Source organism: Pantoea sp. Ap-967 (assembly GCF_011752565.1).
Classification (GTDB): domain Bacteria; phylum Pseudomonadota; class Gammaproteobacteria; order Pseudomonadales; family Pseudomonadaceae; genus Aquipseudomonas.
In genome coordinates, this window is record NZ_VWXK01000018.1 from 89,057 (window position 1) to 111,259 (window position 22,203).

23 protein-coding genes are annotated in these 22,203 nt (G+C 64.2%); 15 read left to right on the forward strand and 8 right to left on the reverse strand.

The features are described 5' to 3' along the window. Positions 1–185: 185 nt before the first annotated feature. From rpoZ to F3J45_RS19105, 4 genes are read left to right on the forward strand one after another with little or no spacing between them, the layout of a single operon-like run. On the forward strand, positions 186–449 hold the full coding sequence (gene rpoZ, locus F3J45_RS19090) for a DNA-directed RNA polymerase subunit omega (RefSeq protein ID WP_016394025.1): 264 nt from the start codon (positions 186–188) through the stop codon (positions 447–449). A 59-nt stretch (positions 450–508) separates the two neighbouring features. Next, positions 509–2,617: a bifunctional GTP diphosphokinase/guanosine-3',5'-bis pyrophosphate 3'-pyrophosphohydrolase gene (spoT, locus tag F3J45_RS19095; protein WP_167066188.1), complete on the forward strand. Its 2,109-nt coding sequence runs from the start codon at positions 509–511 to the stop codon at positions 2,615–2,617. Between the two features lie 23 nt (positions 2,618–2,640). Continuing rightward, a complete protein-coding gene (locus F3J45_RS19100; protein ID WP_009684531.1) occupies positions 2,641–3,021 on the forward strand; it encodes a RidA family protein in 381 nt (126 codons plus the stop codon). A gap of 54 nt (positions 3,022–3,075) precedes the next feature. Then, positions 3,076–3,801: a hypothetical protein gene (locus tag F3J45_RS19105; RefSeq protein WP_167066191.1), complete on the forward strand. Its 726-nt coding sequence runs from the start codon at positions 3,076–3,078 to the stop codon at positions 3,799–3,801. A 158-nt stretch (positions 3,802–3,959) separates the two neighbouring features. Here the strand turns inward: F3J45_RS19105 and F3J45_RS19110 are convergent, their stop codons facing one another. Further along, positions 3,960–4,817, reverse strand: coding sequence for an SDR family oxidoreductase (locus F3J45_RS19110; RefSeq protein ID WP_167066195.1), 858 nt, complete (start codon positions 4,815–4,817; stop codon positions 3,960–3,962). A 191-nt stretch (positions 4,818–5,008) separates the two neighbouring features. Between F3J45_RS19110 and exbB the strand changes: the two genes are divergently transcribed. The 6 genes from exbB to F3J45_RS19140 all read left to right on the forward strand — a co-directional run bounded on the left by exbB (position 5,009) and on the right by F3J45_RS19140 (position 11,713). Further along, on the forward strand, positions 5,009–5,968 hold the full coding sequence (gene exbB, locus F3J45_RS19115; RefSeq protein WP_167066198.1) for a tonB-system energizer ExbB: 960 nt from the start codon (positions 5,009–5,011) through the stop codon (positions 5,966–5,968). A gap of 3 nt (positions 5,969–5,971) precedes the next feature. After that, complete coding sequence (exbD, locus tag F3J45_RS19120) at positions 5,972–6,400, forward strand: TonB system transport protein ExbD (RefSeq protein WP_167066201.1); 429 nt, start codon at positions 5,972–5,974, stop codon at positions 6,398–6,400. A 17-nt stretch (positions 6,401–6,417) separates the two neighbouring features. Continuing rightward, positions 6,418–7,128, forward strand: coding sequence for an energy transducer TonB (locus tag F3J45_RS19125; protein WP_205300594.1), 711 nt, complete (start codon positions 6,418–6,420; stop codon positions 7,126–7,128). A 94-nt stretch (positions 7,129–7,222) separates the two neighbouring features. After that, positions 7,223–8,149, forward strand: a complete 927-nt coding sequence (locus F3J45_RS19130) for a hydrogen peroxide-inducible genes activator (RefSeq protein ID WP_054884745.1) — start codon at positions 7,223–7,225, stop codon at positions 8,147–8,149. Positions 8,150–8,152: 3 nt separating this feature from the next. Further along, a complete protein-coding gene (recG, locus tag F3J45_RS19135) occupies positions 8,153–10,231 on the forward strand; it encodes an ATP-dependent DNA helicase RecG (protein WP_167066207.1) in 2,079 nt (692 codons plus the stop codon). Positions 10,232–10,309: 78 nt separating this feature from the next. After that, positions 10,310–11,713, forward strand: coding sequence for an aminoacyl-tRNA deacylase and HDOD domain-containing protein (locus F3J45_RS19140; protein WP_167066210.1), 1,404 nt, complete (start codon positions 10,310–10,312; stop codon positions 11,711–11,713). 140 nt (positions 11,714–11,853) lie between these two features. Here the strand turns inward: F3J45_RS19140 and F3J45_RS19145 are convergent, their stop codons facing one another. From F3J45_RS19145 to F3J45_RS19160, 4 genes are all read right to left on the reverse strand, one after another. Then, positions 11,854–12,228 (reverse strand): helicase, encoded by a 375-nt coding sequence (locus F3J45_RS19145; protein WP_167066213.1) that lies wholly within the window; start codon positions 12,226–12,228, stop codon positions 11,854–11,856. Positions 12,229–12,371: 143 nt separating this feature from the next. Next, entirely contained in the window at positions 12,372–12,668 is a 297-nt protein-coding gene (locus F3J45_RS19150) for an HU family DNA-binding protein (protein WP_167066215.1), read from the reverse strand. Between the two features lie 187 nt (positions 12,669–12,855). Next, positions 12,856–14,004 (reverse strand): NAD(P)/FAD-dependent oxidoreductase, encoded by a 1,149-nt coding sequence (locus tag F3J45_RS19155; protein WP_167066217.1) that lies wholly within the window; start codon positions 14,002–14,004, stop codon positions 12,856–12,858. Between the two features lie 16 nt (positions 14,005–14,020). Beyond that, positions 14,021–14,188, reverse strand: a complete 168-nt coding sequence (locus F3J45_RS19160; RefSeq protein ID WP_008091623.1) for a rubredoxin — start codon at positions 14,186–14,188, stop codon at positions 14,021–14,023. A 231-nt stretch (positions 14,189–14,419) separates the two neighbouring features. Here F3J45_RS19160 and F3J45_RS19165 point away from each other — a divergent pair, with 231 nt between their 5' ends. Continuing rightward, a complete protein-coding gene (locus tag F3J45_RS19165) occupies positions 14,420–14,977 on the forward strand; it encodes a chorismate lyase (RefSeq protein ID WP_167066219.1) in 558 nt (185 codons plus the stop codon). Further along, on the forward strand, positions 14,977–15,867 hold the full coding sequence (gene ubiA, locus F3J45_RS19170) for a 4-hydroxybenzoate octaprenyltransferase (RefSeq protein ID WP_167066222.1): 891 nt from the start codon (positions 14,977–14,979) through the stop codon (positions 15,865–15,867). The genes F3J45_RS19165 and ubiA overlap by 1 nt, the downstream gene beginning before the upstream one ends. A 122-nt stretch (positions 15,868–15,989) precedes the next feature. Here ubiA and F3J45_RS19175 read toward each other — a convergent pair whose 3' ends face one another. Beyond that, entirely contained in the window at positions 15,990–16,361 is a 372-nt protein-coding gene (locus F3J45_RS19175; RefSeq protein WP_167066224.1) for a hypothetical protein, read from the reverse strand. A 174-nt stretch (positions 16,362–16,535) separates the two neighbouring features. Between F3J45_RS19175 and phoB the strand changes: the two genes are divergently transcribed. From phoB to F3J45_RS19190, 3 genes are all read left to right on the forward strand, one after another. Continuing rightward, positions 16,536–17,225, forward strand: coding sequence for a phosphate regulon transcriptional regulator PhoB (gene phoB / locus F3J45_RS19180; RefSeq protein WP_003253341.1), 690 nt, complete (start codon positions 16,536–16,538; stop codon positions 17,223–17,225). A 48-nt stretch (positions 17,226–17,273) separates the two neighbouring features. Next, complete coding sequence (gene phoR, locus F3J45_RS19185; protein WP_167066227.1) at positions 17,274–18,581, forward strand: phosphate regulon sensor histidine kinase PhoR; 1,308 nt, start codon at positions 17,274–17,276, stop codon at positions 18,579–18,581. 205 nt (positions 18,582–18,786) lie between these two features. Beyond that, complete coding sequence (locus F3J45_RS19190) at positions 18,787–20,127, forward strand: hemolysin family protein (protein ID WP_167066229.1); 1,341 nt, start codon at positions 18,787–18,789, stop codon at positions 20,125–20,127. Between the two features lie 36 nt (positions 20,128–20,163). Here F3J45_RS19190 and F3J45_RS19195 read toward each other — a convergent pair whose 3' ends face one another. Together F3J45_RS19195 and F3J45_RS19200 are read right to left on the reverse strand one after the other, a co-directional pair. Continuing rightward, on the reverse strand, positions 20,164–21,066 hold the full coding sequence (locus F3J45_RS19195) for a peptidoglycan DD-metalloendopeptidase family protein (protein ID WP_167066232.1): 903 nt from the start codon (positions 21,064–21,066) through the stop codon (positions 20,164–20,166). Positions 21,067–21,253: 187 nt separating this feature from the next. Next, positions 21,254–22,147 (reverse strand): response regulator, encoded by an 894-nt coding sequence (locus F3J45_RS19200; protein WP_167066235.1) that lies wholly within the window; start codon positions 22,145–22,147, stop codon positions 21,254–21,256. Between the last annotated feature and the right edge of the window lie 56 nt (positions 22,148–22,203).

Sequence of the window (22,203 nt, forward strand, 5' to 3'; positions counted from 1 at the left end):
GGCGCCGGTGAGAAATACTTCGTACCTGTGGGAGCGGGCTTGCCCGCGAAGAGGCAGACACAAGGCTCGAAGGCGACCACCCGACAAAACAGCGCTTCCCTATTGGCTGGTGATTTTTTAAACTATCGAGTCCGCCTGCCCAATATTGGGCTGCACGCCTACCGCATTTGCTACTGAGGAAGACCATGGCCCGCGTAACTGTTGAAGACTGCCTGGAACACGTGGATAACCGTTTTGAGCTGGTCATGCTCTCGACCAAGCGCGCCCGTCAGCTGGCTACCGGCGGCAAAGAGCCGCGCGTAGCGTGGGAAAACGACAAACCGACCGTGGTCGCCCTGCGCGAAATCGCCGAAGGTATCGTCACCCCTGAGTTCATCGCCGCCGAAGAGATCGTCACCGAGGATCCGGTCTTCGCCGCGTTCGAGGACGAGTCCAACGAGGCTGTCTGATCGATGCCCTGTCGACGTCGCGCGGCACAAGGCCCTCTTCCTCGGCAAGAGGTGAAACCATGCCGGGCATAGAAGCCTTAGCCGAACGGCTGTCGACCTACCTGGGGCCCGAACAGGTCAACCTGGTTCGCCGCGCCTATTTCTACGCCGAACAGGCACACGATGGGCAGCGCCGCCGCAGCGGCGAGCCCTACGTGACCCACCCGCTGGCCGTGGCCAGCATCCTCGCCGACATGCACATGGACCATCAGAGCCTGATGGCGGCCATGCTGCACGACGTGATCGAAGACACCGGCATCGCCAAGGAAGCCCTCAGCCAGCAGTTTGGCGAAACGGTGGCCGAGCTGGTCGATGGGGTCAGCAAGCTGACCCAGATGAACTTCGAAACCAAGGCCGAGGCGCAGGCCGAAAACTTCCAGAAGATGGCCATGGCCATGGCCCGCGACATCCGCGTGATCCTGGTCAAGCTGGCCGACCGCCTGCACAACATGCGCACCCTGGAAGTGCTGTCTGGCGAAAAACGCCGGCGCATCGCCAAGGAAACCCTGGAAATCTACGCCCCCATCGCCAACCGCCTGGGGATGCACACCGTGCGCGTGGAATTCGAGGACCTCGGCTTCAAGGCCATGCACCCCATGCGCTCGTCGCTGATTCACCGGGCGGTGAAAAGCGCACGTGGCAACCGCAAGGAAATCGTCGCCAAGATCGAGCACTCGCTGGCCAACTGCCTGGCCGCCGACGGCATCGAGGGCGAGGTCAGCGGCCGGCAGAAACACCTCTATGGCATCTACAAGAAGATGCGCGGCAAACGCCGTGCCTTCAACGAGATCATGGACGTGTACGCGTTTCGCATCATCGTCGACAAGGTCGACACCTGCTACCGCGTGCTGGGCGCCGTGCACAACCTGTACAAGCCACTGCCCGGGCGCTTCAAGGACTACATCGCGATCCCCAAGGCCAACGGCTACCAGTCGTTGCACACCACGCTGTTCGGCATGCACGGCGTGCCCATCGAAATCCAGATCCGCACCCGCGAAATGGAAGAGATGGCCAACAACGGCATCGCCGCGCACTGGCTGTACAAGTCCAACGAGGACGAGCAGCCCAAGGGCAGCCACGCCCGTGCACGGCAGTGGGTCAAGGGCATCCTTGAGCTTCAGCAGCGGGCCGGCAACTCGCTGGAATTCATCGAGAGCGTGAAAATCGACCTGTTCCCGGACGAGGTCTACGTGTTCACGCCCAAGGGCCGGATCATGGAGCTGCCCAAAGGCTCCACCGCCGTCGACTTCGCCTACGCGGTGCACACCGACGTTGGCAACAGCTGCATTGCCTGCCGCATCAACCGCCGCCTGGCGCCGCTTTCCGAGCCGCTGCAAAGTGGCTCGACCGTGGAAATCGTCAGCGCGCCAGGCGCCCGGCCGAACCCGGCCTGGCTCAATTTCGTGGTGACCGGCAAGGCCCGCACACACATCCGCCACGCACTCAAGCAGCAGCGCCGCTCCGAGTCGATCAGCCTCGGCGAGCGCCTGCTGAACAAGGTGCTCACCGGGTTCGACAGCAGCCTGGAGAAAATCCCCCAGGAGCGTATCCAGGGCATTCTGGCCGAATACCGCCTGGAGCTGATCGAGGACTTGCTCGAAGACATCGGCCTGGGCAACCGCATGGCCTACGTGGTCGCCCGCCGCTTGCTGTCTGCCGAAGGCGAACAGCTGCCGGCGCCGGAAGGCCCGCTGGCGATCCGTGGCACCGAAGGCCTGGTGCTGAGCTACGCCAAATGCTGCACGCCGATTCCAGGTGACCCGATCGTCGGCCACCTGTCGGCCGGCAAGGGCATGGTCGTGCACCTGGAAAACTGCCGCAACATCAGTGAAATCCGGCATAACCCGGAGAAGTGCGTACAGCTCTCCTGGGCCAAGGACATCGCCGGCGAGTTCAATGTAGAGTTGCGCGTGGAACTGGAACACCAGCGTGGCCTGATCGCCCTGCTGGCCAGCAGCGTCAACGCTGCCGACGGCAACATCGAGAAGATCAGCATGGACGAACGCGACGGCCGTATCAGCGTGGTCCAACTGGTGGTCAGCGTGCACGACCGCGTGCACCTGGCGCGTGTGATCAAGAAGCTGCGTACCCTGACCGGTGTGGTTCGCATCACCCGCATGCGTACGTAGTCCGCCAACCGCAAGGAGTCATCATGAGCAAGACCGTCATCAACAGCGACAAGGCCCCTGCCGCTATCGGCACCTACTCTCAGGCGATCAAGGCCGGTAACACCGTGTACATGTCGGGCCAGATTCCACTGGACCCAAAGACCATGGAACTGGTCGAAGGCTTCGAGGCCCAGACCGTGCAGGTGTTCGAAAACCTCAAGGCCGTGGCTGAAGCCGCTGGCGGTTCGTTCAAGGACATCGTCAAGCTGAACATCTTCCTCACCGACCTGAGCCACTTCGCCAAGGTCAACGAAGTGATGGGCCGCTACTTCGAACAGCCTTACCCAGCCCGCGCCGCCATCGGCGTTGCTGCGCTGCCAAAAGGCGCCCAGGTCGAAATGGACGCCATCCTGGTCATCGAGTGATGCCCTTGGTGACGGGCGCCCTGCCCGTCACCCTCCTCTGCAAGGTTTACCCGTATGCGTCAAGCACTGCCCCTCGCGCTGGCAGCCCTGCTTCTGAGCGGCTGCGCCAGCCACAAACCCGAAGATTTCAACGGCACCTGGATCAACCAGGACGCCATCAAGGCCGCGGTCAAAGGCGACAGCCTGCGCCAGGCCCTGAACGATCATGGCCCGGTTTTCGAGTGGAAGCTCGATGTGGGCAGCCAGCAGGCCAGCTACAGCAATGGCTTCGAAGCGGCCGACGGCCAGCTCAGCGCCAACGACAAGCAATGGCAGGCCAGCTTCCCAGGCGGCCAGACTGAACAACTGGCGCTCGATGGCGACGAGCTTGAAGCCACCGACCAGCAAGGTGCCAAGCAGACCTTCGTGCGCGCCAAGCAGCCGGGCAATACGCCACTGGGCGGCAGCTTCGAGAAAGCGCTGTACCAGGCCTACCTGGGCGGCGACTGGAAGATCCTCGAAGGCCAGGGCAAAGGCGGCGTGGTGCGCTTTGCCGACAACGGCGGCATCACCGGCCTGCCCGGCCCGGACCGCTACGCCCTGTGCCTGGCCGGCGACTGCGCCAGCATGGGCGGCAGTAACGACAGCCTGTGGCTGGAGCGCAACCAGCGCGGCGCGCCGTTCATCTTCAAGCGCGATGGCGACAAGCTGACCATCTTCCAGGCCGTGAATACCGCCCAGCCGGACGAGATTCCGCAACTGGTTGCCGGTGCCCAGCAGTGGGTGCTGGAGAAGGACTGAAGAAGTCCCCGTTTTCACCCGTTGACGGTGGACCTGGCCTGGTAGGAGCGAGCACAGCTCGCGATGGGCTGCAAAGCAGCCCCGGCATCATGTGCCGCGAAGCTGAGGCCATGGGGCCGCTACGCGCCCCATCGCGAGCTACGCTCGCTCCTACCAGGTCAGCGCGCTCCCTTCAGGATGGCCGCATAGCCTTCCTTATAGCTCGGATACACCGGCGCCCAGCCAAGCGCCTTGGCCCGGGCATTGCTGCAGCGCTTGCTGCCGGTGCGGCGCACGCGCTGTTCATCGGACCACTCGGTGACCCCCATGTACGCCCGCAGCCAGGCCACCACATCCGCCAATGGCGCCGGGTCGTCGTCGACACCGATGTAGCAGTCCTCCAGCGCCACACCCTCGGCATCGGCTTGCAGCAGGAACGCGATCAGGCTGGCGGCATCTTCGGCGTGGATACGGTTGCCGTACAGCGGTGGCGCCTCGGCAACCCGATAGCCCTGGCGCACCTGGCCCAGCAGCCACTCGCGGCCAGGCCCGTAGATACCGGTCAGGCGGATCACACTCGCCGGCAGGCCACTGGCCAGGGCCAGGCCTTCGGCTTCGAGCATTACCCGGCCGGAATAGCCCTCCGGCGCAGTGGCAGCGGTTTCATCGATCCACTCCCCATCCTTTTGCGCGAACACGCTGCTGCTGGAAACGAACAGCAGGCGGCGCGGGCGTTGGCCACGCTCGGCCAACCACCCCAGCACATGGCGCAAACCGTCTACATAGGCAGCCTGATAACCGGCTTCATCGTGCTGGCTGGCGGCAACGCAGTACACCAAATAGTCCGGTGAGCGCTGCGGCCACGCCTGTGGCATGGTCGGGTCGGCCAGGTCGGCCGCGATGGGCGCGACACCCTCGGGCAACGCGGTCACCGTGCGACGCAGGCCACTAATTTGCCACCCTTTAGCCATCAATTGCTGGGCCAAACGGCCGCCTACATCACCACACCCTACGATCATTGCGGAAAGGTCTGACATCACAAAACTCCCTAGACCAAAGGATCAGCCTAGCCGGACTACGCGATAGGCGGCTACACCTGAGCCGAAAAAAGCAACAAGATTACTTTTGTTAACAAGAATTACTTGCAATAATGGCACCCCTATCTGTTCTCGGCCGCTCTCGAGGCCTTGGAGAACGCTCACTTTTTTCTTCATCAGGTCCGGCCAGCATGACACGTACTCAACCTTCCGCTTCGCCAAACCCGTCGCGCGCCTGGCGCGCCATCGCCGCGCTGATGTTCAGCCTGGTGCTGGCCCCAGTGGCCATGGCCGATGAGCCTAATGCCAATGCCGCCGCCACCCCGGCTGCCGCAACGGCCCCGGCCACCCCGGCGCCAGCTGCCGAAGGCCAGGCCGCTACCCCGGTGGATGCACCTGCCGCTGCCGACCCGGCCGTTCAGGAACTGGTTGAAGACACCTCGCTGGGCATGGCCCACGACCTGTCCCCATGGGGCATGTACAAGAATGCCGACATCGTCGTGAAAATCGTGATGATCGGCCTGGCCATCGCCTCGATCATCACCTGGACCATCTGGATCGCCAAGGGCTTCGAGCTGCTGGGCGCCAAGCGTCGCCTGCGTGGCGAAATCGCCGCACTGAAGAAGTCGGTGAGCCTCAAGGAAGCCAGCGAAGTCTCCAACAAGGAAGGCACCCTGGCCCACACCCTGGTCCATGATGCCCTCGAAGAGATGCGCCTGTCGGCCAATGCCCGCGAGAAAGAAGGCATCAAGGAGCGCGTGAGCTTCCGCCTGGAGCGCCTGGTAGCCGCCAGCGGCCGCACCATGAGCAACGGCACCGGCGTGCTGGCCACCATCGGTTCCACCGCACCGTTCGTCGGCCTGTTCGGCACCGTGTGGGGCATCATGAACAGCTTCATCGGCATCGCCAAGACCCAGACCACCAACCTGGCCGTGGTTGCCCCAGGCATCGCCGAAGCCCTGCTGGCCACCGCCCTGGGCCTGGTCGCAGCGATTCCGGCCGTGGTCATCTACAACGTCTTCGCCCGCTCCATCGCAGGCTACAAGGCACAGGTGTCCGACGCCTCCGCCCAGGTACTGCTGCTGGTCAGCCGTGACCTGGACCACCAAGGCGGCGAGCGCGCTGCCCCGCACATGGTGAAAGTGGGGTAAGCCATGGGCCTGCATCTCAACGAAGGTGGCGATGACCTCGCCGAGAACCACGAAATCAACGTTACGCCGTTCATCGACGTAATGCTGGTGCTGCTGATCATCTTCATGGTCGCAGCCCCCCTGGCCACGGTCGACATCAAGGTCGACCTGCCGGCCTCGACCGCCAAGCCGGCGCCGAGGCCCGAGAAACCGGTGTTCGTCAGCGTCAAGGCCGACCAGAAGCTGTACGTCGGCGACGATCAGGTAGCCGCACCCGACCAGCTTGGCCCGATGCTCGACGCCAAGACCAAGGGTGACAAGGAAACCACCATCTTCTTCCAGGCCGACAAGGGCGTGGATTACGGTGACCTGATGGAAGTGATGAACACCATGCGCGCGGCCGGCTACCTCAAGGTCGGTCTGGTAGGTCTCGAGACGGCAGCCAAGAAATGACGAAAACGCGCTCAAACATGGCGCGCTACAGTGGCAGCCTGGCGATCGTGCTGGGCGTGCACGTGGTCGCCGTGCTGCTGACGCTCAACTGGTCGGTGCCCCAGGCCATCGAGCTGCCCCCGGCAGCCATGATGGTCGAGCTGGCACCGCTGCCGGAGCCCGCGCCACCGCCTCCACCGAAGGCCGCCCCACAGCCGCCGGCCGTGGTCGAAGAACCGCCGCTGCCAAAGCTGGCCGAGGCGCCGAAACCGAAAATCGCCATCGCCAAGCCAAAGCCCAAGCCCAAACCTCAGCCGCCCAAGCCTGAGAAGAAGCCTGAGCCGCCGAAGGACGAGCCACCGGCCAAGGAACAGGTCGTCGACACGCCACCGAGCAACACGCCACCACAGAAGTCAGCGGCACCGACGCCAAGCATCGCGTCCAACAGCCAGGCGCTGCCAACCTGGCAGAGCGACCTGCTGCGCCACCTGGCCAAGTACAAGCGTTACCCGGAAGACGCGCGCCGTCGCGGCCTGCAAGGCATCAACCGCCTGCGTTTCGTGGTCGACGCCGAAGGCAAGGTGGTGTCGTACGCCATGGCGGGCGGCTCTGGTAGCGCGGCCCTGGACCGTGCCACCCTGGAGATGATCCGCCGGGCCGGCACCGTACCGAAACCGCCTGCCGAGTTGTTGACCAATGGCACGATCGAAGTGGTAGCGCCGTTCGTCTACTCCCTGGACCGTCGCTGAGACTTTTGTTTCTGTCACAAATCGGCAAGTCTGATAACGTGCGTCTATCGATTGCAGCCGCTATGCTGGGCCCGCAACTTCATGGACGCACGTTATGACCCTCACCGAACTACGCTACATCGTCACACTCGCCCAGGAGCAGCACTTCGGCCATGCGGCCGAGCGCTGCCACGTCAGCCAGCCGACCCTGTCGGTCGGTGTGAAGAAGCTTGAGGACGAGCTTGGCGTACTGATTTTCGAGCGCAGCAAAAGCGCGGTGCGCCTGACCCCGGTCGGCGAGAGCATCGTCGCCCAGGCGCAAAAGGTGCTGGAGCAAGCCCAGGGTATCCGCGAACTGGCCCAGGCTGGCAAGAACCAGCTCACCGCTCCGCTCAAGGTCGGTGCCATCTATACCGTCGGCCCCTACCTGTTCCCACACCTGATTCCCCAGCTGCACCGGGTTGCCCCGCAGATGCCGCTGTATATCGAAGAAAACTTCACCCACGTGCTGCGCGAAAAACTGCGCAACGGCGAACTGGACGCGGTGATCATCGCCCTGCCGTTCAACGAGGCCGACGTGCTGACCCTGCCGCTGTACGACGAGCCCTTCTGCGCGCTGATGCCCGCCGACCACCCGTGGACGGCGAAGAAAACCATCGACACCGCCATGCTCAACGACAAGAGCCTGCTGCTGCTGGGCGAGGGCCACTGCTTCCGCGACCAGGTGCTGGAAGCCTGCCCAACGCTGAACAAGGGTGGCGAAGGCTCCAAGCACACCACGGTCGAGTCCAGCTCGCTGGAAACCATCCGCCACATGGTCGCATCGGGCCTTGGCGTGTCGATCCTGCCGCTGTCGGCGGTACACAGCCACCATTACGCACCGGGGGTCATCGAAGTGCGTCCGCTTACTCCTCCGGCGCCGTTTCGCACCGTTGCCATCGCCTGGCGTGCCAGCTTCCCGCGGCCAAAGGCAATCGAGATCCTTGCCGACTCGATTCGCCTCTGCTCGGTAGCCAAGCCGCCCGTGGAACAACCGGCCTGATCCATGACTGAGCTGTCGAAGGTCTCGGTCACCGCGCTCAAGGGCGTAGGCGATGCCATGGCGGAAAAGCTCGCCAAGGTGGGCCTGGAGAACTTGCAGGATGTGCTGTTCCACCTGCCCCTGCGCTATCAGGACCGCACCCGGGTAGTGCCCATCGGCCAACTGCGCCCCGGGCAGGACGCGGTGATCGAAGGGGTGGTCAGCGGCGCCGACGTGACCATGGGCAAGCGCCGCAGCCTCGTGGTGCGCCTGGGTGACGGCACCGGCGTGCTGAGCCTGCGCTTCTACCATTTCAGCAACGCGCAAAAGGAAGGCCTGAAACGCGGCACGCACCTGCGTTGCTACGGCGAAGCCCGCCCTGGCGCTTCGGGCCTGGAGATCTACCACCCCGAATACCGCGCGCTGAACGGCGACGAGCCGCCGCCCCCGGTGGAGCAGACCCTGACGCCGATCTACCCGTCCACCGAAGGCCTCACCCAACAGCGCCTGCGCCTGCTGTGCCAGCAGAGCCTGGGCATGCTCGGCCCACGCAGCCTGCCTGATTGGCTGCCCGACGAGCTGGCCCGCGACTATCATTTGGCGCCGTTGGACGATGCCATTCGCTACCTGCACAACCCGCCAGCCGACGCCGACCTCGACGAGCTCGCAGAAGGCCAGCACTGGGCCCAGCACCGCCTGGCCTTCGAGGAGCTGCTGACCCATCAGCTGTCCCAGCAACGCCTGCGCGAAAGCTTGCGCAGCCTGCGCGCGCCCGTGCTGCCCAAGGCCCAGCGCCTGCAAACCCAATACCTGGCCAACCTGGGCTTCAAGCCCACCGGCGCGCAGCAGCGGGTGGCCAGCGAAATCGCCTACGACCTGAGCCAGCACGAACCGATGCTGCGCCTGGTGCAGGGCGATGTCGGCGCCGGCAAGACCGTGGTCGCCGCCCTGGCAGCGCTGCAGGCCCTGGAAGCCGGCTACCAAGTGGCGCTGATGGCGCCCACTGAAATCCTGGCCGAACAGCACTACATCACCTTCAAGCGCTGGCTGGAGCCACTGGGCATCGAAGTCGCCTGGCTGGCCGGCAAGCTCAAGGGCAAGGCCCGTGCCAGCGCCCTGGAACAAATCGCCGGTGGCGCGCCCATGGTGGTCGGCACCCATGCCTTGTTCCAGGAAGAGGTGCAGTTCAAGCACCTGGCCCTGGCGATCATCGACGAGCAGCACCGCTTCGGCGTGCAGCAACGCCTGGCCTTGCGCAAGAAAGGCGTGGCCGGCGAGCTGTGCCCGCACCAATTGATCATGACCGCCACGCCGATTCCGCGCACCCTGGCCATGAGCGCCTACGCCGACCTCGACACCTCGGTGCTCGACGAGCTGCCGCCCGGCCGTACCCCGGTAAACACCGTGCTGGTCGCCGACAGCCGCCGTTTCGAAGTGGTCGAGCGGGTACGCGCCGCCTGCGCCGAGGGGCGCCAGGCCTACTGGGTGTGCACGCTGATCGAAGAATCCGAAGAACTCACCTGCCAGGCTGCCGAAAGCACCTTCGAGGAGCTGGGCAGCGCCCTGGGTGAGCTGCGCGTGGGCCTGATTCACGGGCGCATGAAGCCTGCGGAAAAAGCCGCGGTCATGGCCGAGTTCAAGCAAGGCGACCTGCAGTTGCTGGTGGCCACCACGGTCATCGAGGTGGGCGTGGACGTGCCCAACGCCAGCCTGATGATCATCGAGAACCCCGAGCGCCTGGGCCTGGCCCAGCTGCACCAGTTGCGTGGCCGCGTGGGCCGGGGCAGCGCGGTGAGCCATTGCGTGCTGCTGTACCACCCGCCGCTGTCGCAGATCGGCCGCGAGCGCCTGGGCATCATGCGCGAAACCAACGACGGCTTCATCATCGCCGAGAAAGACCTGGAACTGCGCGGCCCCGGCGAAATGCTCGGCACCCGCCAGACCGGCCTGCTGCAATTCAAGGTCGCCGACCTGATGCGCGACGCCGACCTGCTGCCGGCCGTGCGTGATGCGGCACAGGCGCTGCTGGCCCGCTGGCCCGAACATGTCAGCCCACTGCTCGACCGCTGGCTGCGCCACGGCCAGCAATATGGCCAGGTGTGACACCTGTCCCAGAATGGATCCAGCTTTGCCAACAGGCTGGTTATACTTTGCCTTCAAAAGAATTTGTGGATACAGACCATGACTGAAGTTGCCCTTGACACCGCAACCCCACACGCACCGTCTGTCATCCGGCTGTTGCTCGAAAAACTGCACGTGGCCTTTGAAGAGGTGGCGGAACACCCTGAGCTGCCAGCCGCCTCGCGGGTACAGGCGATTCTCCTCGATGACGAGATCGGTGCCCTGCTGGTGCTGTTCCCACAGAGCAAGCTGCTGGACCTGGCCCGCCTCGAAGAGCTGACCGGGCGCAAGCTCACGGCCGTGCCGGTGCCGCGCCTCAGGCAGATGCTCGACAAGCACCAGCTCAAGGCCCTGCCAGCCATTCCGGCGCTGACCAGTTCACCTTGCCTGTACGAAGGCAAGCTGCTCGACGCCGAGTACCTGCTGGTGCAGTCCGGCGAGGCTGGCCTGCTGCTGAAGATTCACCGTGACGACTTCAAGCGCATGCTCGCCAAGGCCAGCGCCGGCAACTTCGGCATCCCTGTGCGCGATATCCGCCCCAACCTCGACCGGCCGGACGACGACCCCAAGGAAATTACCCAGGCGGTGCAGGCCTTTACCGCCCGGCGTATCCAGAAGCGCCTTGAGGAAACCATCGAGATTCCGCCACTGGCCGACACCGCGCAAAAAATCATCAAGCTGCGGGTAGACCCCAACGCCAGCATCGACGACATCACCGGCGTGGTCGAAACCGACCCGGCCCTGGCCGCCCAGGTGGTCAGCTGGGCGGCCTCGCCCTACTATGCCTCACCCGGCAAGATCCGCTCGGTGGAAGACGCCATCGTCCGCGTGCTGGGCTTCGACCTGGTGATCAACCTGGCCCTGGGCCTGGCCTTGGGCAAGACCCTGAGCCTGCCCAAGGACCACCCGCAACAGGCCACGCCGTACTGGCAGCAGTCGATCTACACCGCTGCCATCATCGAGGGCCTGACCCGCGCCATGCCGCGCGCCGAGCGCCCTGAGGCCGGCCTGACCTACCTGGCGGGGCTGTTGCACAACTTTGGCTACCTGCTGCTGGCGCATGTGTTCCCGCCGCACTTCTCGCTGATCTGCCGCCACCTGGAGGTCAACCCGCACCTGAGCCACACCTATGTGGAGCAGCACCTGCTGGGCATCAGCCGGGAGCAGATCGGCGCCTGGCTGATGAAGCTGTGGGACATGCCGGAAGAGCTGTCCACCGCACTGCGCTTCCAGCATGACCCGGCGTATGACGGCGACCTGTCGGCATTCCCCAACCTGGTGTGCCTGGCGACGCGCCTGCTGCGCTCCAAGGGCATCGGCTCCGGGCCGCAGGAAGCCATTCCGGACGAGTTGCTGGAGCGGCTGGGAATCACCCGGGACAAGGCCGAGGACGTGGTGAACAAGGTGCTCGAAGCCGAGGCCTTGCTGCGCGACCTGGCCACCCAGCTAAACGCACCGCACTAAGGGAGCGGGCCCGCGCTCCATCTGATTTAACACAGAACCCTGTAGGCGACGCGGTGCATGGCACCGGCTGCGCCGGTGTTCGCGGGGCAAGTCGGGTCGCCGCACCGCCGCTCCTACAGGGAAATGCGGTGCGGTACAGGCTAGGCTTTCTTCTTGGGTTTCACGTACTTCATCAAGCCTTGGAACCACATCACCAGCGCCGGGTTACCCTTGATCTGGATGTTCTTGTCCTGAATCCCCTGCATGAACGCCAACTGCTTGTTGGCCGCCTGCATCGTCGCAAAGCCGTAGGCTGCATCCTTGAAGGCAATCGCGAAGGCCGGCTGTGGGTGGCTGCCGCCCTTGCTGCTGATACGCTCGCCGCTGACGATGAAGTGCCGTGCGACCTTGCCGTCCAGGGTCTGCATCTGGAACACCAGGTCCTTGTCCTTGAGCTGCTGCTGGAATGCCGGGTTGTTGCGGCTGGCCCTGGCCATCAACAGCCCCATGGCCCAAAGAAGAAAGCGAAACTTCATCAACGCGCCTCGAATGAAAAATGACTGGAGCGCGCAGTTTATCCTTTTCCTGAACTATTTATGCAAGATCGCAACATTTTGCCTGCACAAAGCACAACGGGCGCCGCAGGGCGCCCGTTTGGCTGACACTGGAGGTCAGGCGATCACTTTTTCTTGGCGGGCTTGGGCGGTTCGTTGACGGTGTCGCGCAGGTTCTTGCCGGGCTTGAAGGCAACGGTATTGCTGGCCTTGATCTTCACGGGCTCGCCCGTTTGCGGGTTCTTGCCGGTGCGGGCACCACGGTGGCGTTTTTCAAAGGTGCCGAAGCCGACCAGGGTAACCGTGTCCTTGTCCAGGGCACCGGTGATGCTGTCGAGAATCGCATTGAGCACCAGGTTGGCCTTTTCCTTGGTCAGGTCGGCCTTTTCAGCAATGACGGCGGCGAGTTCTGGTTTACGCATAGTGAAGCCTCTTTGACGGGATTTCTTGTTGTTATGCCGTGCTGCCATTGAGGCAGCGCTCAAGGCACCGCAGGCTCTAATCTGCGGCAGACGGAACTGAGAATGGCACGCTCACCGGGGCCGCGCCAGTATCTGGGCGGCCATTGTGGGGGCAACAACAGGATAAATCCGACAGAACGCCCGTTATTCAGGCCATCAGGGCAGGTAACTGGCGGTTCAGGGCGAGTTTTTCCATCACCGCGCTGCCGGTCAGGGCGTAGCCGAGCAACTGGCCGTCGGCGGCATGGCAGAGCACCTTGAGGTCGCCACCCTGCCCTTCGACTTGCCACGTACCGTCACGGCCCTGGGGCGGTGGCGAAACCACCAGTGGGCAGGCTGGGGTTTTCACGGTGATCGGCATTGGCCCGTAGCTGACGGCGGTCGGGTTGCCGGCCAGGGTCTGGGCCAGGGCCCGGGCGCAGGCCATCAAAGGCATCACGTAGAGCAGGTTGATGCCGTCGACCTCGGCGCAGTCGCCCAGGGCGAAGATGTTGCCGTGCGAGGTGCGCAACTGGCGGTCGACCACCACACCCCGGTTGGTTTGCAGGCCGGCGGCAGCCGCCAGGTCGGTGCGCGGGCGCAGGCCGATGGCCGATACCACCAGGTCGCAGGCGATCACCTGGCCATCGGACAGGTGCGCCTCCAGGCCTTCGCCTGCCCTGTTCAAACGCGCCAGCACCGGGCCCAGGTGAAAACGCACGCCCAGGCCTTCAAGGCCGGCCTGCACGGCGCGGGCAGCCGCCGGGTGCAGCAGGGTTGGCATCACCTGCTCGCAGGGCGCCACCACATCGACCTGGAAACCGCCCTGGTGCATGTCGTTGGCAAATTCGCAGCCGATCAGGCCAGCGCCAAGAATCAGCACGCGCTGCTTGCCCGCGGCGGCGGCGCGAAAGCGGGCGTAGTCTTCAAGGTCGTTGATCGGGAATACCAGGCCGGCGCCATCACCCTCGATGGGCACCTGCACGGTCTGTGCGCCCCAGGCCAGTACCAGGTCGCGGTACTCGACCGCTTCCTCACCGATCCACAGGCGCTTGTGGCCCGGGTCGATGCCGCTGATACGGGTGTGGGTGCGCACCTCGGCCTTGAGTTGCTCGGCCATGGCGCCGGGTTCGGCCATGCACAGGCCGTCGGCGTCCTTTTGCTTGGCAAAGCCGGTGGAGAGCATCGGCTTGGAGTACGAGCGGCCGTCATCGGCGGTAATCAGCAGCAGCGGGGTGTCGCCATCGAGCTTGCGGAACTCGCGGGCCAGGTTGTAGCCGGCAAGGCCGGTACCAATGATTACCACAGGGGACGTCATGTCGTGCTTTCCTCTATCAGCCAATGGCGATCATTTCGAAGTCGCTCTTGCCTACGCCGCAGTCAGGGCATAGCCAGTCTTGCGGCACGTCTTCCCAGCGGGTGCCGGGGGCGATGCCGTCGTCGGGCCAGCCTTCGGCTTCGTCGTAGATCAGGCCACAGACAATACATTGCCACTTTTTCATGGGGTCTTGGTCCTCAGTTCAGGCTCGGGGCGTGTGTTGCTGCTGATGGCCACTTCGCGGGCAAGCCCGCTCCCACAAGGGCTGCATTCAACCTGTGGGAGCGGGCTTGCCCGCGAAGGGGCCAGCGCGCAATTCTTGAGGGCTTTGTAGCGGCCCTGCCAGCAGGATGCAAGCGCTGGGGGCAATCATGCTAAGCTCGCCGCCTCTCTGGCTGTCATCAAGCATACCGACGTGTCGTACGAAACCCCGCAAGCAGCCGCTGTCGCGTGGCTGGCGTATTCACAACTGGCCACCGATACCGACCAGCCGACCCTGGACTGGCTGTTCGACGAAGGGTCGCTGACCCGCCGCCTCACCCGCCTGTCCCACGACCACTTCAGCGTCACGCCCCTGTTCGAGGGCTGGCAGCCGCTGCGCGCCGACGAATGCCAGGCCTTGGGCGTTGCGCCGGGTGCCGAGGGCTGGGTGCGCGAGGTGTACCTGCGCGGCCATGGCCAGCCATGGGTGTTCGCCCGTAGCGTCGCCAGCCGCAGCGCCCTGGAGCGCGGCGGGTTGGACCTGGAACACCTGGGCAGCCGCTCGCTGGGCGAACTGCTGTTCTGCGACCAGGCCTTCATTCGCCACCCGATCGAGGTGTGCCGTTATCCACAGGGCTGGCTGCCGGCCGCAGCTGCCCATGCCGGCCTGTGGGGGCGGCGCTCGCGTTTCGAGCGTGGCGGCCTCGACTTGCTGGTGGCGGAGGTGTTTCTGCCTACACTGTGGCAGGCGGCCAAGGAGGAGAACCGCTGATGTACCTGCAACTGCTCAAGTCGTTGAACCGCCTGCACCCGCGCGCCTGGGACTTCGTCCAGCTCAGCCGCATGGACCGCCCCATCGGCATCTACCTGCTGCTGTGGCCAACCCTGGCGGCGGTGTGGATTGCCGGGCAAGGTGCTCCCACCCTGGCCAACGTGCTGATCTTCGGCCTGGGCGTGGTGCTGATGCGCGCCGCCGGTTGCTGCATCAACGACTTCGCCGACCGCAAGGTCGATGGCCATGTCAAACGCACCGCCGACCGGCCGCTGGCCAGTGGCCGGGTGAAGTCACGTGAAGCCCTGGCACTGTTCGCGATCCTGGTCGGGGTGAGTTTCCTGCTGGTGCTGTGCACCAACAGCCGCACCGTGTGGCTGTCGTTCGGCGCGGTAGCCCTGGCGTTCTGCTACCCGTTCATGAAGCGCTACACCTACTACCCGCAAGTGGTGCTGGGCGCCGCGTATTCCTGGGGCATTCCCATGGCCTTCACCGCCGCCGGTGGCGAACTGCCGGCCAGTGCCTGGCTGCTGTACATCGCCAACCTGCTGTGGACGGTGGGCTATGACACCTATTACGCGATGGTCGACCGCGACGACGACCTGAAGATTGGCGTGAAATCGACCGCGATCCTGTTCGGCGAAGCGGACCGGGCAATCATCCTGACCTTGCAGTTGTTGTCACTGGGCTGCCTGCTGCTGGCGGGCAACCGCTTCGAGCTGGGCGGCTGGTTCCACCTTGGCCTGCTGGGCGCTGCGGCGTGCTTTGCCTGGGAATTCTGGTCGACGCGCAAGCTGGACCGTGAGTCGTGCTTCAAGGCCTTCCTGCACAACCATTGGGCGGGGTTGCTGGTGTTTATCGGGGTGGTGCTGGATTACGCACTTCGCTGAAGACTGGGGCTGCTCTGCAGCCCATTCGCGGCGCAAGGCCGCTCCTACATCGGCCGGTGTGTGCAGGCCCTTGTAGGAGCGGCCTTGAGCCGCGAATGGGCCGCAGAGCGGCCCCAGCTCTATCAAGGCTTGGCCACGTGCCAGACGTCTTTCATGCCGTCTCCGGTCATGTCGCCGTCCTTCTTGTCCTTGACGAAGGTGTACAGCGGTTTGCCACCGTAGGCCCACTGCATGGAACCGTCGTCACGCTTCACATGGGTCCACTTGCCCTTGGGTGCTTCGTCATCCTTCTTGACCATCAGCGGTGGCCAGTTCTTGGCGCAGTCGCCGTTGCACATGGACTTGCCGCCGGTGTCCTTGTCGAAGGTGTACAGGGTCATGCCGTTGTGGTCGACCAGCATGCCGTTCTTCTCCATGGCATGGTGGGCGGATGCCACCCCGGGCAACGCCAGTGCAGCGAATAGGGCCATCCAGCTCAGCGTATGTCGTGTCATTGGATTCACCTTGAATTCGGGCTTGGAATGCGTGTTGTTCGCCGCCTACGCGGCCTTGTGTAGCCTAGCCCAGTCACGGAATGTCGCCAGAACGGCCAACACCCTGTCACACAGCTGCAATAATTCCGTTATCTAATGCGGGCCAAGACACGAATCCTGGGAGAGGTTTTGAGCATGGTTGGCAGAAACATTCTGATCGTCGACGACGAAGCACCGATTCGCGAGATGATCGCCGTTGCCCTGGAAATGGCCGGCTATGACTGCCTGGAAGCCGAAAATTCCCAGCAAGCCCACGCCATCATCGTCGACCGCAAGCCCGACCTGATCCTGCTCGACTGGATGCTGCCCGGCACCTCCGGGATCGAACTGGCGCGCCGCCTCAAGCGCGACGAGCTGACCGGGGACATCCCGATCATCATGCTCACCGCCAAGGGCGAAGAGGACAACAAGATCCAGGGCCTGGAAGTGGGCGCCGACGACTACATCACCAAGCCGTTCTCGCCACGCGAGCTGGTGGCGCGCCTGAAGGCCGTGCTGCGCCGCACCGGCCCGAGCGACAGCGAGGCGCCGATCGAAGTCGGTGGCCTGCTGCTCGACCCGATCAGCCACCGCGTGACCATCGATGGCAAGCCGGCCGAGATGGGCCCTACCGAATACCGCCTGCTGCAGTTCTTCATGACCCACCAGGAGCGCGCCTACACCCGTGGCCAGTTGCTCGACCAGGTATGGGGCGGCAACGTGTATGTCGAGGAGCGCACCGTCGACGTGCACATCCGTCGTCTGCGCAAGGCACTGGGTGAAGCGTATGAAAATCTGGTACAAACCGTCCGGGGCACTGGCTACCGCTTCTCGACCAAGAGCTGATCGAGCCGAAAAGCGCCAAGCTGCACGTCGTTGTACAAGGACCGTCAATTGAACCAGAACTGGCACGCGACCCTGATTCGCCACCTGCTGCTGCTGGTCACCGTCTGCCTGATCGGTGGCCTGGCCAGCGGGTATTACGGCTGGAGCCTGGCCATCGGCCTGGCGCTGTACCTGGGCTGGACCCTCAAGCAGTTGCTGCGCCTGCACGACTGGCTACGCAACCACCAACCCGAGGAAGCCCCGCCCGATGGCTACGGCTTGTGGGGCGAGGTGTTCGACAGCATCTACCACCTGCAACGCCGCGACCAGCGCGTGCGCGGGCGCCTGCAGGCGGTGATCGACCGGGTGCAGGAGTCCACCGCCGCCCTGCGCGACGCGGTGATCATGCTCGACAGCGACGGCAACCTGGAGTGGTGGAACCGCGCCGCGGAAACCTTGCTGGGCTTCAAGACCCCGCAGGATGGCGGCCAACCGGTGACCAACCTGGTGCGCCACCCACGCTTCAAGGAATATTTCGAAGCGGAAAACTACGTCGAGCCGCTGGAAATCCCCTCGCCGATCAACGACCGCCTGCGCGTACAGCTGCACATCACCCGCTACGGCAACAACGAGCACCTGATGCTGGTGCGCGATGTCACCCGTATTCACCAGCTCGAACAGATGCGCAAAGACTTCGTCGCCAACGTGTCCCACGAGCTGCGCACGCCGCTGACGGTGATCACCGGCTACCTGGAAACCCTGCTGGACAACGTCGAGGACGTCAACCCGCGTTGGGCCCGGGCCTTGCAGCAGATGACCCAGCAAGGCTCGCGCATGCAAACCCTGCTCAACGACCTGCTGCTGCTGGCCAAGCTGGAAGCCACCGACTACCCGTCGGACAACCAGCCGGTGGCAGTCGACGCCCTGCTTGCCGCCATCAAGAACGACGCCCAGGCACTGTCCGGGCCGCGCAACCAGCGCATCAGCCTGGAAGCCGCACCAGGCCTGCGCCTGAAGGGCAGCGAGTCGGAACTGCGCAGTGCCTTTTCCAACCTGGTGTTCAATGCGGTGAAATACACCCAGGACGAGGGCAACATTCGCATTCGCTGGTGGGGCGACGAACAGGGCGCGCACCTGTCGGTGCAGGACTCGGGGGTCGGCATCGACGCCAAGCACCTGCCGCGCCTTACCGAACGCTTCTACCGGGTAGATTCCAGCCGCGCCTCGAACACCGGCGGCACCGGGCTGGGCCTGGCGATCGTCAAGCACGTGCTGATGCGCCACCGTGGCAAGCTGGAAATCAGCAGCGTACCGGGGCATGGCAGCACCTTTACCTGTCATTTTGCCCCGGCACAATTGGCGGGTGGCAAGGGCTGAGGTTGGGGCTGCCTTGCAGCCCATCGCGGGGCAAGCCCGCTCCTACAAGGGGGTGCGTGCGCCGCGAAAGGGCCGCGAAGCGGCCCCAATGAAACCAGCACCCTTTGCTTTTGCAGCCCCAGCCGCTACATTGGATCCCCTGTGCCAGCAAGAGCTGGCACTTTTTTTCTCTCCCAGCTAAGACGGACCCCGTAAAAACTCCATCATGGACCCTTCCCCTGGTATCAGCCTCACCTCGATATTCGCCGATTTCGGCATGATCATCTTCGCCTTCCTGCTGGTGCTGCTCAACGGCTTCTTCGTAGCCGCCGAGTTCGCCATGGTCAAGCTGCGCGCCACCCGCGTGGAATCCATCGCCGAAGAGCACGGCTGGCGCGGCAACATCCTGCGCAAGGTTCACAACCAGCTCGACGCCTACCTGTCGGCCTGCCAGCTAGGTATCACCCTGGCCTCGCTGGGCCTGGGCTGGGTCGGTGAGCCGGCCTTCGCCCACCTGCTCGAACCGCTGCTGGCGTACCTGGGCGTGGACAGCGCCGAGCTGGTCAAGGGGGTGTCGTTCTTCGTCGCCTTCTTCGTCATCTCCTACCTGCACATCGTGGTTGGCGAGCTGGCGCCCAAGTCGTGGGCGATCCGCAAGCCCGAGCTGCTGTCGCTGTGGACCGCGGTACCGCTGTACCTGTTCTACTGGGCCATGTACCCGGCCATCTACCTGCTCAACGCCAGCGCCAACACCATTTTGCGCATCGCCGGCCAAGGCGAGCCCGGCCCGCACCACGAGCACCACTACAGCCGCGAAGAGCTCAAGCTGATCCTGCACTCCAGCCGTGGCCAGGACCCCAGCGACCAAGGCATGCGCGTGCTGGCTTCGGCCGTGGAAATGGGCGAACTGGAAGTGGTCGACTGGGCCAACTCGCGTGAGGACATGGTCAGCATCGACGCCCATGCCCCACTCAAGGAAATCCTTGCGCTGGTGCGCCGCCACAAGTTCAGCCGCTACCCGTTGTACGACGCCGAGCGTGAAGCGTTCACCGGCCTGCTGCACATCAAGGACCTGCTCCTGGAGCTTGCGGAGCTTGAGCACCTGCCGGAAACGGTCGACCTCGAAGACCTCGCCCGCCCGCTGGAGCGGGTATCGCGGCACATGCCGCTGTCGCAACTGCTGGAGCAGTTCCGCAAGGGCGGCGCGCACTTCGTGCTGGTGGAGGAAGCCGACGGCAAGGTAATCGGCTACCTGACCATGGAAGACGTGCTGGAAGTGCTGGTGGGCGACATTCAGGACGAGCACCGCAAGACCGAGCGCGGCATCCTCGCCTACCAGCCGGGCAAGCTGCTGGTACGCGGTGATACGCCCCTGTTCAAGGTCGAGCGCCTGCTGGGCGTTGACCTGGACCACATCGAGGCGGAAACCCTGGCCGGGCTGGTCTACGAGACCCTCAAGCGCGTGCCGGAGGAAGAGGAAGTGCTGGAGGTCGAAGGCCTGCGGATCATCATCAAGAAGATGAAAGGGCCGAAGATCGTGCTGGCCAAGGTGCTGAAACTGGATTGACCGTGGGGGGGCTGCTACGCAGCCCATCCGCGTGGCTCAGGGGTTGCCGGCGGTGAAGTCGGGCAACCCGCCAATCGGCCGATCGAACTGGAACGGGATTGACTCCAGCGCCAGCCCCACGTTGCGTTGGATCACGAAATGCAGGTGGGGCCCAGTGCTGTTGCCGGTATTGCCCGACTTGGCCAGCGCCTGCCCCAACGCCACCTGCTGCCCCTCACGCACCACCACCGAACCACGCATCAGGTGCAGGTACACGCCCATGGTGCCGTCGGGGTGCAGAATTCGCACGAAATTACCTGCAGGGTTATTGCCACGCCCGTTTTGACTGTTCTCCACCTTGACCACCAAGCCGCCACGGGCAGCGATGATCGGCGTTCCCTCGGGCATGGCGATGTCCATTGCATAGCGGCTTCTGGGGCCGAAATGACTGAAACGGCCATTGGGGCCCTGTGTCAAACGAAAAGGCCCGCCCTTCCACGGAAATGGGTAGCGGTAAGCCAACGAACGCTGGCCGGGGTCACCCATGGCGTACTGGAAGTCGGTGGCATACTGCAGCTTGCCGCCCGGCGCCGCCAGCACCGAACTGAGCACCTTGCTTGACCGGGGCCCGACCACAGCACGAATGTTACGCGGTTGATTGCCGCCAAAGGCGTTGGCCAGCTTGTCGATGCGCAGCACCACCTGCATCGGCACATACAACTCATTGCGCACCATGAAGCGCACACCGCCGGGGAAGGTTTCCGCCTGCAGCCGCACCTTGCCATCGATGTGATCGAGGATCGGCTCGCGGAACTCGAAGGTTTTCGCCCCTGGGCTGTAACGGTCGGAATAGGAAACCACGCCGGTATCGTCGACGGTCTTGTAGATGGTCATACCCAGGCTCGACGCGGACGCCGAGAGCAAGGCACCGAACAACAGCAGGCGGGCGGTGGCTGGCATGATGGTGGCTTTTTGACAGTTACGGTCTGTCGAAGCCTAGCAGCGAGATTTGAGAGGGATATGACAGTTGGTCGGCTAATACCCCCTTGTGTAGGAGCGGGCTTGCCCCGCGAACACCGGCAAAGCCGGTGCCAGCCACCGCGGCGCCTGGTTCGCGGGGCAAGCTCGCCCCTACAAAGGGCCCCAATTACGCGCCGGGGGTGAAGTGCTTCTGCTGGGTCCCGCGGGCAATCAGGCGCGACAGGTAGTCGAGCTTCTGCGCATCCTGGTCGACGAACTTGAAGGTCAGCTGCAGCCATTCGCTCTCAGGCTTGGGCTCCAGTGCCGCAATGGCGTGCAGGTAGCCGTTCAGGCGGGCCACCTCGGCGTTCTCGCCCTGTTCCAGGTCCAGTACCGCACCTTCCAGTACCTGGGGCAGCGCCGCGCTGCGGCGCACCACCAGCAGCGCTTCCTTGAGGCTCAGGGCCTTGATCACGCAGGGCTGGGTGCCGCTGGACAAACGCAACTGGCCCTGGCCGCGGCCGGCCGTTGCGGCGGCGGCTGCCGATTGCGGCGTGGGCGCATTGATCAACGGCTTGGCCGGCGCGGGCGCCGCCATCTTGGCCGCTTCCGGCTTGGCGCCGGTCAGGGCGCTCAGCGAGTCATTGGCGAACGCCGAATTGGCCCGCGCCGCGGCGCCGCCCAGCAGGCTGTCCAGCTTGCCGATCTTGGCCAGGGCTTTTTTCACCTTGGTCAGCAGCTGCTCGTTGGTGAACGGCTTGCCGACAAAGTCGGAAACCCCGGCCTGGATGGCCTGGATCACGTTTTCCTTGTCGCCACGGCTGGTCACCATGATGAACTGCAGGTCTTTCATTTCCGCCTGCTGGCGGCACCAGGTGAGCAGTTCCAGGCCAGACATCTCGGGCATTTCCCAGTCGCACAGCACCAGGTCGAAGGTCTCCTTGGCCAGCATGGCCATGGCCTTGCGGCCGTTGACCGCGTCTTCGATGACCATGCCCGGGAAGGCATTGCGCAGGCACTTCCTGACCAGGTCACGGATGAACGGTGCGTCATCCACGACCAGCACATTGACTTTACTCATCGATACTCCTCTTGAATCCCGACTAGCCTACCGCGCAATGGTGGCCAATTGCCAAT

Bases quoted from the DNA above. Each gene is read 5' to 3' on its own strand.
- ubiA (WP_167066222.1), top strand. From the start codon at position 14,977: ATGTACCTGCAACTGCTCAAGTCGTTGAACCGCCTGCACCCGCGCGCC.
- F3J45_RS19105 (WP_167066191.1), top strand. From the start codon at position 3,076: ATGCGTCAAGCACTGCCCCTCGCGCTGGCAGCCCTGCTTCTGAGCGGC.
- F3J45_RS19155 (WP_167066217.1), bottom strand. From the start codon at position 14,004: ATGACGTCCCCTGTGGTAATCATTGGTACCGGCCTTGCCGGCTACAAC.
- F3J45_RS19175 (WP_167066224.1), bottom strand. From the start codon at position 16,361: ATGACACGACATACGCTGAGCTGGATGGCCCTATTCGCTGCACTGGCG.
- F3J45_RS19160 (WP_008091623.1), bottom strand. From the start codon at position 14,188: ATGAAAAAGTGGCAATGTATTGTCTGTGGCCTGATCTACGACGAAGCC.
- recG (WP_167066207.1), top strand. From the start codon at position 8,153: ATGACTGAGCTGTCGAAGGTCTCGGTCACCGCGCTCAAGGGCGTAGGC.
- F3J45_RS19125 (WP_205300594.1), top strand. From the start codon at position 6,418: ATGGCGCGCTACAGTGGCAGCCTGGCGATCGTGCTGGGCGTGCACGTG.
- F3J45_RS19140 (WP_167066210.1), top strand. From the start codon at position 10,310: ATGACTGAAGTTGCCCTTGACACCGCAACCCCACACGCACCGTCTGTC.
- spoT (WP_167066188.1), top strand. From the start codon at position 509: ATGCCGGGCATAGAAGCCTTAGCCGAACGGCTGTCGACCTACCTGGGG.
- F3J45_RS19100 (WP_009684531.1), top strand. From the start codon at position 2,641: ATGAGCAAGACCGTCATCAACAGCGACAAGGCCCCTGCCGCTATCGGC.
- F3J45_RS19195 (WP_167066232.1), bottom strand. From the start codon at position 21,066: ATGCCAGCCACCGCCCGCCTGCTGTTGTTCGGTGCCTTGCTCTCGGCG.
- exbD (WP_167066201.1), top strand. From the start codon at position 5,972: ATGGGCCTGCATCTCAACGAAGGTGGCGATGACCTCGCCGAGAACCAC.
- exbB (WP_167066198.1), top strand. From the start codon at position 5,009: ATGACACGTACTCAACCTTCCGCTTCGCCAAACCCGTCGCGCGCCTGG.
- F3J45_RS19190 (WP_167066229.1), top strand. From the start codon at position 18,787: ATGGACCCTTCCCCTGGTATCAGCCTCACCTCGATATTCGCCGATTTC.
- F3J45_RS19145 (WP_167066213.1), bottom strand. From the start codon at position 12,228: ATGAAGTTTCGCTTTCTTCTTTGGGCCATGGGGCTGTTGATGGCCAGG.
- rpoZ (WP_016394025.1), top strand. From the start codon at position 186: ATGGCCCGCGTAACTGTTGAAGACTGCCTGGAACACGTGGATAACCGT.
- F3J45_RS19200 (WP_167066235.1), bottom strand. From the start codon at position 22,147: ATGAGTAAAGTCAATGTGCTGGTCGTGGATGACGCACCGTTCATCCGT.
- F3J45_RS19110 (WP_167066195.1), bottom strand. From the start codon at position 4,817: ATGTCAGACCTTTCCGCAATGATCGTAGGGTGTGGTGATGTAGGCGGC.
- F3J45_RS19130 (WP_054884745.1), top strand. From the start codon at position 7,223: ATGACCCTCACCGAACTACGCTACATCGTCACACTCGCCCAGGAGCAG.
- phoB (WP_003253341.1), top strand. From the start codon at position 16,536: ATGGTTGGCAGAAACATTCTGATCGTCGACGACGAAGCACCGATTCGC.
- F3J45_RS19150 (WP_167066215.1), bottom strand. From the start codon at position 12,668: ATGCGTAAACCAGAACTCGCCGCCGTCATTGCTGAAAAGGCCGACCTG.